General features: G+C 57.0%; 9 protein-coding genes. All 9 read left to right on the forward strand.

Going from position 1 to position 12,172, the window contains the following annotated elements:
* Positions 1-84: 84 nt before the first annotated feature.
* The 9 genes from JOE29_RS09765 to JOE29_RS09805 all read left to right on the forward strand — a co-directional run bounded on the left by JOE29_RS09765 (position 85) and on the right by JOE29_RS09805 (position 12,152).
* Positions 85-2,247, forward strand: coding sequence for a type I secretion system permease/ATPase (locus JOE29_RS09765; RefSeq protein WP_096113649.1), 2,163 nt, complete (start codon positions 85-87; stop codon positions 2,245-2,247).
* On the forward strand, positions 2,240-3,661 hold the full coding sequence (locus JOE29_RS09770; RefSeq protein ID WP_210079441.1) for an HlyD family type I secretion periplasmic adaptor subunit: 1,422 nt from the start codon (positions 2,240-2,242) through the stop codon (positions 3,659-3,661). The genes JOE29_RS09765 and JOE29_RS09770 overlap by 8 nt, the downstream gene beginning before the upstream one ends.
* A 47-nt stretch (positions 3,662-3,708) precedes the next feature.
* Positions 3,709-6,276 (forward strand): calcium-binding protein, encoded by a 2,568-nt coding sequence (locus tag JOE29_RS09775; RefSeq protein ID WP_058446434.1) that lies wholly within the window; start codon positions 3,709-3,711, stop codon positions 6,274-6,276.
* A gap of 322 nt (positions 6,277-6,598) precedes the next feature.
* On the forward strand, positions 6,599-7,510 hold the full coding sequence (locus JOE29_RS09780; protein ID WP_210079442.1) for a LysR family transcriptional regulator: 912 nt from the start codon (positions 6,599-6,601) through the stop codon (positions 7,508-7,510).
* Between the two features lie 278 nt (positions 7,511-7,788).
* Positions 7,789-8,817: a nucleoid-structuring protein H-NS gene (locus JOE29_RS09785; protein WP_024662326.1), complete on the forward strand. Its 1,029-nt coding sequence runs from the start codon at positions 7,789-7,791 to the stop codon at positions 8,815-8,817.
* Entirely contained in the window at positions 8,814-10,004 is a 1,191-nt protein-coding gene (locus tag JOE29_RS09790) for an isocitrate/isopropylmalate family dehydrogenase (RefSeq protein WP_210079443.1), read from the forward strand. Before JOE29_RS09785 ends, JOE29_RS09790 begins: the two co-directional genes overlap by 4 nt.
* The gene (locus JOE29_RS09795) at positions 9,988-10,707 is read left to right on the forward strand and encodes an RraA family protein (RefSeq protein ID WP_074997277.1); all 720 of its coding nucleotides are present in this window, start codon (positions 9,988-9,990) and stop codon (positions 10,705-10,707) included. Before JOE29_RS09790 ends, JOE29_RS09795 begins: the two co-directional genes overlap by 17 nt.
* 34 nt (positions 10,708-10,741) lie before the next feature.
* The gene (locus JOE29_RS09800; RefSeq protein ID WP_210079444.1) at positions 10,742-11,104 is read left to right on the forward strand and encodes an antibiotic biosynthesis monooxygenase; all 363 of its coding nucleotides are present in this window, start codon (positions 10,742-10,744) and stop codon (positions 11,102-11,104) included.
* Positions 11,105-11,180: 76 nt separating this feature from the next.
* Positions 11,181-12,152 (forward strand): nitronate monooxygenase, encoded by a 972-nt coding sequence (locus tag JOE29_RS09805; RefSeq protein WP_210079445.1) that lies wholly within the window; start codon positions 11,181-11,183, stop codon positions 12,150-12,152.
* Positions 12,153-12,172: the final 20 nt, after the last annotated feature.

The raw sequence follows: 12,172 nt of genomic DNA on the forward strand, positions 1-12,172 counted from the left end.
GCATATCCAATAAAGTGAATGCTTACAGCTAATTAGTAAATTGATCAGATTTGCCCATCAGTGGCATGTCAGCAGGGACGCGCTATGAATGATTCGGAAATGGGCACTCAAATGCCTGACAATGCCCCTCGCCTGGACACCGGCCTTGCCTCGCTGGTCATGCTTGCGCGCTTTCATCAGGTGGCGGCTTCGCCAGAGCAACTTGCCCATGAGTTTGGCAGCCCTGACCAGTATCTGTCGCAGGACAGCCTGTTACTGGCGGCCCGTAAACTCGGCTTGAAAGCCAAGGCTGCGAGGACCACCACCGAGCGTTTGGACCGTACACCACTTCCCGCGATAGCAGCGGACAATAACGGTGGTTTCTTCATCATCGCGCGTCTTGATCAAGGCAAGGCGCTCATCCACGACCCTCTTTCTCAACGCCCCGAGGTTGTTACTTTCGAGGCCTTGCAGGAGCGTTGGACAGGCCAGTTACTGCTCATTCGCTCGGAAGCCGGGACGCCGGGCGAGTCCTCAAGTTTCGATTTCACCTGGTTCATTCCTGCCATCGTCAAGTACCGGAAGTTGCTGGGCGAAGTGATGCTGGTTTCCTTCGTCCTGCAAATTTTCTCGCTAATCACACCGCTGTTCTTCCAGGTAGTGATGGACAAGGTACTTGTCCATCACGGATTGACCACCCTCGACGTTATCGCCATCGGCCTTGCCGGTGTGATGCTGTTCGAGTCGGCCTTGTCTGGCTTGCGCACCTACGTATTTGCACACACCGCCAGCCGCATCGACGTAGAGCTGGGTTCGAAGCTGTTTCGTCACTTGATCACGTTGCCGCTCTCGTACTTCCAGGCACGCCGCGTGGGCGATTCGGTAGCACGGGTGAGAGAACTGGAAAACATCCGCAACTTCCTGACCGGCAATGCCATCACCCTGTTGCTGGATGTGCTGTTCTCGGTGGTGTTCATTGCGGTGATGTTTTACTACAGCGGTTGGCTGACGTTGATCGTGCTGTTGTCCCTGCCGCTCTACATTCTGGTGTCGGTGCTCATCACTCCTGTGTTGCGCAAACGCCTTAACGACAGTTTTGCCCGAGGCGCTGAGAACCAAGCGTTTCTGGTCGAAACGGTTAACGGCATCGACACCCTTAAATCAATGGCAGTGGAGCCTCAAGCCATTCGCAAGTGGGATAACCAGTTGGCGGGCTATGTCGCTGCCGGATTCAAAACTCAGAACCTGTCGACCATTGCCAACGAAAGTGTCTCTCTAATAGGCAAGTTGGTGACTGTCGCAACTTTGTGGTTCGGTGCGCGCCTGGTCATCGACGGCCAACTTTCGGTCGGCCAGTTGATTGCGTTCAACATGCTGGCCGGGCGTGTTGCCCAACCGATTATGCGCCTTGCCCAACTGTGGACCAACTTCCAGCAGACCGGCGTATCAGTGCAGCGCCTGGGCGACATCCTTAATACCCGTAACGAACTCTCGCAAGTCAACCGCAGTGCGCTACCGCCGATCAAGGGGCGCATTGAGTTCGATCAGGTGCACTTTCGCTATCGTCCCGATGGCTCGGAGATCCTGCGGGGCATCAATCTTGTTATCACTCCGGGCCAAGTCATCGGTGTGGTGGGGCGTTCCGGTTCTGGCAAAAGCACACTGACGCGTCTGTTACAACGCCTCTATGTACCGGAGCGCGGTCGGGTGTTGGTCGACGGTATGGACCTGGCCCTGGCAGACGTCTCTTCCCTGCGCCGCCAGATCGGCGTGGTGCTGCAAGACAACATGCTGTTCAACCGCAGCATCCGCGAAAATATCGCATTGAGTGATGCCGGAGCGCCTTTGGAGGCCGTCATGCAAATGGCCAAACTGGCTGGCGCCCACGACTTCATCCTTGAGCTGCCGGAGGGCTACGACACGATGGTCGGCGAGCACGGTGCGTCGTTATCTGGCGGTCAGCGCCAACGTATCGCTATCGCCCGCGCCCTGATGGGCAACCCGCGCATCCTGATTTTCGATGAGGCCACCAGTGCGCTGGACTATGAGTCCGAGCGCATTGTTCAGCAGAACATGCAGGCAATCTGCAAGGGGCGCACCGTGATCATCATCGCGCATCGGCTGTCTGCCGTTCGCGATGCCAACCGCATCGTTGTAGTCGATCGCGGGCAAATTGTAGAGCAGGGCACTCATGCCGAATTGCTGACGCATCAAGCCGGTCATTACTCGCGTCTTCATCGCCTTCAGCAGGGAGGCAGCCATGTCTAACGCCGAATCGACCGGACTGTTGCAGCGCTACCGCCGTGTGTGGCGCCAATCGTGGCGTCACCGTCGTGAAATGGATGCGCCCAAGCGCCTGGCGCATGAAGTGCAGTTTCTGCCCGCAGCACTGGAGTTGCAGGACAAGCCCAGCCATCCAGCCCCGCGCATCTTCATGTGGGCGATCATGGCATTTGCCGCGCTGGCTCTGTTATGGGCCTGCCTGGGCAAAATTGATGTGGTGGCCACGGCCAGCGGCAAGATCATCCCCAGCGGCAAGACCAAAACCATTCAGTCCAGTGAAACGGCGGTGGTCAAAGCGATTCATGTGCGTGACGGGCAATCCGTCAAGGCAGGCCAATTGCTTCTGGAGCTGGATTCCACATCAGCCGATGCCGATGTCGGACGTGTTCGCAGTGACTTGCTGGCTGCGCGAATCGACAGCGCTCGCGCGTATGCCATGCTCGACGCAATCAATCAGCGCAAGCCACCTCGGGATCTGACCGGCACCATACTGGATGCCGATCCGATACATGTTCTGGCCGCGGAGCGCTGGTTGCAGGGCCAGTATCAGGAGTATCGCAGCAGCCTTGACCTGGTCGACGCCGAGATTCAGCAACGCCAGGCTGATATCCAGGCGGCACGCATCCAGGTAATGAGCCTGCAGAAGACCTTGCCTATCGCTGCAAAACTGGCCAGTGACTACGAAAACCTTCTGAAAAAGCAGTACATCGCCCGCCATGCTTACCTGGAAAAGGAACAAGCCCGCCTGGACCTCGAACGCCAACTGAGCGTGCAGCAAGCCAGCGTCCTGCAGTCCACCGCCGCCCGCCAGGAAGCAGAGCGCCGCCGCGAAGGCGTGGTCGCCCAGACCCGCCGCGCCATGCTTGACCTGTTGCAGCAAGCCGATCAAAAGATCGCATCTTTCAATCAGGACCTGACCAAGGCCCGCTATCAGGAAGACCTCACCACCCTTGAAGCGCCGGTAGACGGCACCGTCCAGCAACTGGCCGTGCACACCGTCGGCGGCGTCGTCACCCCTGCACAACCACTGATGGTCCTGGTCCCCGACGGCCAGCCCGTGGAAGTGGAAGCCATGCTGGAGAACAAAGACGTCGGCTTCGTCCGCGCCGGTCAGCCCGTTACCGTCAAGGTCGAAACCTTCACCTTCACCAAGTACGGCACGATAGATGGCGAAGTCATTAGCGTTTCCAACGACGCCATCGAAGATGAAAAGCGCGGGTTGATCTACAGCAGCAAGATCCGCCTCAACAGCGACACGCTGAACGTGAATGGTGTGGACATCAAGCTGTCGCCGGGTATGGCGGTGACGGCGGAAGTGAAGACCAACAAGCGGCGGGTAATCGAGTATTTCCTGAGTCCGTTGCAGCAGCATGCGTCGGAGAGTTTCAGGGAGCGGTAGTAAGTGGAAATCTGGATTAATAACAGTAACTCAATCGGTACTGACTCATGGGCGATACAACGGCAACTATTATCAACGGGCAGAGTGGCGATGATTGGCTTTATGGCACGTCGGCCAATGACATACTGGATGGCGGTGCGGGCAACGACAGGCTGTCTGGCGGCCTTGGCAATGACACCTATCTTTTTTACCGAGGCATGGGGCAGGACACGGTCACTGATTTCGACTGGACCGTTGGCAATATCGATACGATCAAGGTAGCAGCCGATATTGCGCCCGCCGATGTGACGGTTAGTCGCGATGGTACCTACCTGTATCTTTCGATAAAGGGAACGACTGACAAAATGTCGGTCACGTTCTTCAATAACATCAACTATCAGGTGGAGCGTGTCGAGTTTGCCGATGGGACGGTATGGGATATCGATACCCTGAAAACCATGACTCGTGGCGTGGCCAGTGATGCGGCGGATACCTTGTATGGCGATGTCGGGGCTGATGTGCTCGATGGCCTCAATGGCAACGACAAGTTGTATGGTGAAGAAGGCAACGATGTGTTGAGTGGAGGTGAGGGTAACGACACCTTGTATGGAGGCGCAGGCAACGACACTTTGAATGGTGGTGCAGGCAACGATTTCCTCTATGGTGATGATGGCGATGACACCCTGGACGGTGGTGCCGGTAATGATTACTTGTCGGGATCTCGTGGCAATGACACTTATCTGTTTTACAGAGGGATGGGGCAGGACACGATCAGCGAGTTTGATACGACCGCTGGTAATGCAGATACCATTAAAGTGGCTGCCGACATTATTCCTGACGATGTCGTCGTGAGGAGAGAGAACACAGATCTTTATCTCTCCATAAAGGGCACCACTGACTGGATGAAGATCTACAGTTATACCGATTCCGGTTATCAGGTTGAACGAGTCGAATTTGCTGACGGGACAGTCTGGTCGGTTAGCGATCTCAAGCGTCTTTCGCGGGTCGTGGCCAGTGAAGGAGCAGAAACAATCTATGGAGACGAGACCAGTGAGCAGCTCGATGGGTTGGGTGGTAACGATCAGATCTATGGTCTTGCTGGCAACGACGTGCTTCTGGGCGGCGCAGGCGATGACTTGCTTGATGGCGGAATGGGGTTAGATACGCTGGATGGTGGCGCTGGTAATGACATGCTTTATGGCGGCTCCGGCAATGACACGTATCTGTTTCAGCGTGGCGGCGGTCAGGATGTGATCGATGATCGCGACTGGACCGCTGGCAATATCGACACGCTCAAACTGGCACCAGGTATTGTTTCAACCGATATCAAGGTTTCGCGCGCAGGAAACAATCTTGAGCTGGCGATTATCGGTACATCGGACAAGATAACGGTTCGTGACTGGTTTTATTCTGCCGATTCGCAGGTCGAACAGGTTCAGTTTGCGGATGGCACACTCTGGGATGTAGCCACCCTGAACGCGATGGTCAAAGGCGTTGCAACTGAAGGCAACGACGTCCTGCAAGGGGAGGAATCTGTCGCAGATACCCTGAACGGATTGGGGGGGGACGATACACTTTACGGTCTGTCGGGTAATGACACGCTCAATGGCGGTGCCGGCAACGACACGCTTTACGGTGGTGCAGGTGCGGATACCCTTGATGGTGGCGCCGGCAACGACACGCTTTATGGTGGTGCAGGTGCGGACACCCTTGATGGTGGCGTCGGCAATGACAACCTTTATGGTGATGCTGGCAATGACACCTATCTTTTCTATCGTGGGGCCGGGCAGGACTGGATCAGTGATTACGATAGTTCTGCAGGCAATCTGGATGTCATCAGGGTCTCCGACAGTCTCACGCCTGCCGATATCCAGCTCAGCCGCAGTGCGTACGACCTGTATGTAGGCATCGCTGGGTCAGCCGACAAGCTTACAGTGTCTGGATGGTTCTCAAATACGTCGACCCAGGTCGAACAGATTCAGTTCTCCGATGGAACAACTTGGGGCATTGATGCGATCAGGGCGATGAGCAGTGGTACGGCCAGTCAGGGCAACGATGTTCTTTACGGCAATGATGCGCTGGCGGATTCGTTGAGCGGTCTTGATGGCGACGATGAAATCAACGGGCTGGGCGGCAACGACATCCTGTCGGGAGGGGCTGGTAATGACCGGCTTTACGGTGATGCAGGCAACGACACTCTGACAGGTGGAACCGGCAATGATCAGCTTGATGGCGGTCGGGGTAATGATCTCTACCAATTCGAGCGGGGCGACGGTCAGGATGTAATCAATGATTTTGATCCTGATGCAAACACCGACGTGCTGCAATTCGGTGCCGGTATCGCTGCTGATCAACTGTGGTTCAGCAAAAACGGTTGGGATCTGGAAGTCGGTGTCATCGGCACGGCTGATAAAGTGACGGTATCCAACTGGTCATTCTGGGGCGCTGGCAGTTGGGAGAAGGCTCAGCAGATCGAGCAGTTTCGCACTGATGATGGCAAGGTCCTGCTGGGAGGGCAGGTTGATCAACTGGTAGAGGCCATGGCGGCTTTCGCACCGCCTGCTGCCGGTGAACTTAAGCTGTCTGAGAGTTACCAGGCTTCGTTGAACGTGGTGATTGCGAGCAACTGGCAATAACAGTAATTCAGGCTGTCGTACCCGGAGGTGCGGCAGCCTGAAGCGTTTTCTATCATTAATACGTTGCGCGAGTGAGCTAAACACTCATACAGCTAGTTATAACCTAAAGAAACGACTCCGGACACCCCCGTCCCAAATCATCCGAACCCCACTCCGCAATACCCACCCCTCAATAAACTAAACTACCCAGCGGCACCCGCTCGCTGTCCGGGCCTGAGGAAGTTGTCAGCCTTATCCTTATCGTTCTACGCACCTGTCAATGCTCGGTTTAAAACATAACAGAACTACCTATTCGCACGAACCGCATAAGGATAAGGCTTGGATGACAATGACTCCAGTGGACGGATCGGCTACCTTCGAGGTTAACAACCTGTTCAGAAAACCCAGGATCTGTTTTGACTGGGAGGACCTGCGTTACTTCGTGATGTTTTCCACGGTCAGTTCCCTGAGTGGTGCTGCAAGGATACTGGGTGTGGAGCACGCCACTGTTTCGCGCCGTATCGCTTCGCTGGAAAGGTCTCTCAATGTAAAGCTTGTCGACCGTCGCAAGCGTTTGTATGAACTGACTGATGAGGGACGACGTGTGGCGGCGATCGGGCGACAGATCGAGGCGCAGACCCAGGCTGTTGGTCGTCTCGCGGTTGCGGCTCAGGTGGTGCAGGGTGTGGAGGTGACCATCAGTGCGCCGCCGTCGGTGGCGGTCGAGAAGCTGGTGCCACAATTGGGGGCGTTTCGGGCGATGCATCCCGGCATTATGTTGCGCTTGTTGGGCGATCACCAGTATTCGTCGTTATCCAGTTGCCAGTCTGACCTGTGTATACGGTTTTCCAAACCTGTTGAAAGCGGCATTGTCGCGCGGCGTATTGGCACGGCTTCCTTTTCATTTTATTGCGCACGTTTTTATCTGGAGCAACGCCCTCCGGAGCATTATGAGTTTATTGCTTATGACAATGAACTGATGAGTGACAGTCAGAACGGATGGCTGAGGGATATCGTCGGTGATCGACCCTTTGTGCTGGAGGCCAAAACGGTGGAGTTGCAAATTCGTGCTGCGGAAACCGGTGTGGGCATCGCGTTACTGCCCAGTTTTGCCGTAGAGGACAATAATCGCCTGTGCCGGGTGGAGTTGTCGGCTCCGCTGGAAGTCGATGTCTGGCTCGGCGTGCATGAAGACTTGCGCGCGGTGGCTTCCATCCAGGCTGCCATGAATTATGTGGAAAGCTGTTATCTCTAGGCAGGCCTGAGTTCGCGCTGGTCATGTTGGCGGTAAAACAGTCTTGCGGTGAAAAAATTCCCATCCCCTCATCAAATATCGACAGTTTACAAGTTCGGCTGTTTTGACGAGGATCAATATCGAGTGGAGCAGTTCATGACTCGAAACTCCGAGACGTTAAGGTGTCGGCTCGGCAAGGTTTGTTAGATGGCGCGCTGTTGGATAATTATAAAAACTCAAGCAGTGGCAAGACCATCTCAAGCACCCTGATGACACCCTAAGGACAGCCGGAGATTCTCATGGCCGACGTAAAAATTCTCGACGTTACCTTGCGTGACGGTGGTTATCGTAACAACTTCAACTTCACAGAAGATCAGGCGCAGATAGTGGTCGCTGGCTTGGCCAGTGCGGGTGTCGACCTCTGCGAAATTGGTTATTGCAAAGGATCCTTCGCCCCGAAAGGCGAGCACGGTCTGACCAGTGATGTAGGCGCAGGCTTCATTGAAAAGATTGCGCAGGCGGCCAACGGCCGTATCGAACTGGCCGTCATGGTTCACCCCAGAAACATCACCAAGGATGACTTCGCCATGCTCAAGGAGCAGGGCGTTTCGATGATCCGCGTCTGTTTGAGGCGCGATCAACTGGATGAGGGGCTTGTGACCTTGTCGCTGGCTCGCGATCACGGCTTCAGTGTCAGCGCCAATGTGACGCATGTCACCTCGCAGACGCCAGGCAGCGTGCTTGATACGGCAGTGCGCGCGGAGGGGGCCGGCGCAGATATCGTTTGCTGTGCGGATTCCAATGGCCACATGTTGCCAGCCGATGTAGACCGACTGTTCAGTCGTCTCTCAAGCCGGCTGTTGGTGCCGCTGGGCTTTCACGCGCATAACAATCTGTCGTTGGCGCTGGCGAATGCAGCGGCTGCCATAGAAGCCGGCGCTGAATACATTGACACGTCCATATGCGGCATGGGCAAAGGGGCCGGTAATCTTCACCTGAGTATGCTGGTTGCCTACCTGGAGCGTACGGGCGTCAGTCATGGTTATGACCTGGTGAAACTGATGGAGCTGTCGGAAGCCACGGCCCGCGCGGTACCGCACAACAATATGCCCAGCCCGCTGATGGATGTCATTCTGGGCACTTACAACTTCCCCTATGACAGCAGTCAACGCGTGCGGGACACCCTCGAGCGCTTTCAGTTGACCTCCGAGTACCGAGCGATCGAGGTCATGTATCAGCAGGACAAGGTGGCGCGCCTCGCGCCGCGAGCGGTGTTGTCGACCATCGCCACCGGCTTGCCGAACGGCGCGAAGGGAGTCGCGCTATGACCACTCAAATGCTCCGAAAGCGCATATGTGTCTTGCCCGGTGACGGGATCGGCATTGAGGTCATGGAGGCGGCACTGCCGGTGATTGCGGCGTTGAACCTGCCATTCGATCTGATTGCGGCGGACATCGGTTGGGAATGCTGGAGGGCCGAGGGGGAAACCGTTCCGGCCCGGACCTGGGAGATCATGGCCGGTTGCGACGCGACATTGCTTGGCGCAATCACCAGCAAACCTCTGGCAGAGGCCGAAGCAGAGTTGCCACTGGCGCTTCAGGGCCAGAACCGCCGCTATGTCAGCCCGGTCATTCAGCTCAGGCAGAATCTTGACCTGTACGCCAATGTACGCCCGGTCACTGACATGACCGGCGAAAACAGATTTCGCTTTGTCGTGATCAGGGAAAACACCGAAGGGCTTTATGCGGGGCTGGACTTCGGTTGTATCCCGGATGCACTGGTGCCCCTGCTCGAAGAGCGGGAAGCCCTTGGCGCGGCGTGGCAGCGAGAAGGGCAGGATGATGCGACGGTGACGTTGCGCCTGCAGACGCGAAGTGGCCTGACGCGTATTTTCGAATACGCCTTCGAGTACGCCCGCAAGAACCACTTCACGCGGGTCACGTTTGTCGACAAACCCATGGTCCTGCGGCACAGCAGCGCCTTTGCACGGGGCATCTTCGAAGCAACAGCTCAGCGGTATCCGGACGTGACCGGGGTCATCGAGAATGTCGATGCGGTTGCCCTGTGGATGGTGCAGCGTCCCGAGCGCTTCGGGGTGATCGTTGCCGAGAACATGTTCGGCGATATTCTTTCCGATCTCGGCGCCGGAGTCATGGGAGGTCTGGGGTTTGCGCCCAGTGGCAACTTCGGCAATTCAGGGGCTTATTTCGAACCGGTACACGGCAGCGCGCCTGCCCATGCGGGGTTGAACAAGGCCAACCCCGGCGCGATGTTCATGGCCATCGCGCTGATGCTGGACCATTTAGGGTTCCCGGCCGAGTCGGCGTGTATCAGCCAGGCCGTCAGCCTGGTTTCTCGCACATCCACACGCACATATGACCTCGGCGGTTCCCATACCACGGCTCAAGTGGGCGAAGCGATCGTTACGCAGTGCATCGAGTTGCAGTCCCGCACGTTCGGGTATGGCAACGAACAGGTTGTAGCACAGGGAGAACGTCATGTCAGCGCACTTTGAAGCTGTACCCATTGCGCAAGCCGTGCTGGAGGCATGTGAACATCTCGACACTGCGTCCTTGTCTGACGCGCTGGACAGCCTGGGGGTCGACGGCGGGCTTTCGGGTATTGCCTCGCAAGTACCTGGCACTCGTTGCGTAGGCATCGCATTTACCGTGCAGTACGAGCCGGTCGATGCCTCTGCGCTATTCAAGGGGGCTGCCAACTATATCGATCATGTACCGGCCGGTGCGGTGATTGTTTCCTCAAACAACGGACGCCAGGACTGCACGGTATGGGGCGACATCATGACCCACTTCGCGTTGGCCAATGGTATCAAGGGCACTGTGATCGATGGCGTGGCACGCGATATCGATACGGTCATCGAGTGCCGTTACCCATTGTTCAGTCGCGGGCGTTTCATGCAGTCGGCAAAGAACCGCGCTCAACTCCAGGCTGTACAAGTGCCTCTGCTCATCAATGGCGTAACAGTCCGGCCCGGCGACCTTCTGGTGTGTGATGGCAGCGGCTGTGTTGTGATTCCCCAGCAACTGGCTGTCGAGGTTGTACGCCGTGCCCAGGCAGTCGAGCAGACAGAACGCCGCATCATCGAAGCCATATCGGCTGGCTGGACGCTGGAAAAAGCCCGCAGCACCTATCGCTACGACCAGCCCTGGCTGACTGACGCTGAAAAAATCAGCGTCGCGATGCCTTCGCAGGCGTGAACTGATCTGCCTTCCCACTTGAATGGAAATGATGATGAAAATGGAATTGTTCGACGCCCAATCCGTCAGCGATGACAACGCGGTTTATCTGATCAATGTCGTACAGGTAAATGAGGGGGCTCAGGATCTGGCCATTCAGATTCTTGAAGAGACGGTCAGTTACGTGGCACGCACTTACAGTGCCTTCAAATGGAGCCGATTGATGAGAAGCATCGACGGCAAGACCGTTATCAATCAGGCGCAATGGAGCGATCGCAGCCAGTTCGAGTCGCTGTTTACCGACGCAGAGTTTCTGTCGCGCTATTCCCGGTTGAAAGAAACCGGTACCTGGGAATATCACCTGTACAACATAGCCGAGTACATCACCCCTGAAATTGCCTTACAAAAGGCCGGCTGAGCCACGACCGGCAGAAGAGGGCGGCGCACAGGCCGCCTTCGTCTGATATTCACTCGGATTGCACAGGGATTATGCGATGACCACGATCAATACAGCACTGACCTCACTTCTGGGCATTGACCACCCGCTGATTCTGGCGCCCATGGGCGGCGCTTCCGGTGGGCGTCTGGCGGCTGCGGTTTCCCGTGCCGGTGGCCTTGGTCTGGTGGGTGCCAGTTACGGCGACCCGCAATGGATGGCGCGTGAACTGGAGATGATGCGAGAGGTGCAGCAGCCTTGGGGCGTAGGCCTGGTCATGTTTACCGTGGCCAAACAGTTCGAATTGCTTCTTCTGGCGCTGGAGTATCGTCCGGCGGTGGTTGCCCTGTCGTTTGGTGATGTACGTCCTTTCGTCAGGCCCATCCATCAGGCCAATGCCAAAGTCATCGTTCAGGTGCATGACGTCGACCAGGCGCTTGAAGCGCTGGACGCCGGTGCCGATGCGCTGATCGTGCAAGGTGCCGAGGCGGGTGGTCACAGTTTGCGCCGCGCTTCATTGCCGCTGTTTCCGGCGGTCCGCGACGCTGTGGGTGAGCATGTCGTGCTGATCGGTGCCGGCGGGATCGCCGACGGGCGTGGCATGGCTGCTGCGCTGGCGCTCGGCATGGACGGCGTGATGATGGGTACGCGCTTTCTGGCTTCACAGGAGGCACTGCCTTCCGAACGGGTAAAACAGAGACTGCTGCAGGCGGTCGCGAGCGATACGGTGCGAACCCGGATCTTCGATCAGGTGCGCGGCATCGATTGGCCCGAGGGCTACAGCGGACGTGTGATCGGCAATGACTTTTCCGCTAGCTGGGTGGGTGAGGAGCAGGCTTTCGCTGCGCCAGCCGGTCAACTGCGCCTGGACTATGAAGCCGCGCTGGCGGCCGACGATGTCAGTATCCGGGCCATCTGGGCAGGCGAAGTCGCGGACCTGATCAAGGAGGTGCTTCCCGCACAACTGATTGTCGAGTCGACCTTGCGCGGGTATGCCGCCAGTGTCGAACGCCTTCGCACGCCCCGCTGAGCCTTCACGATTGAGCCCTC

Origin of the sequence: Pseudomonas sp. PvP009 (genome assembly GCF_017832995.1) — a bacterium.
Taxonomy (GTDB): Bacteria; Pseudomonadota; Gammaproteobacteria; order Pseudomonadales; family Pseudomonadaceae; genus Aquipseudomonas; species Aquipseudomonas syringae.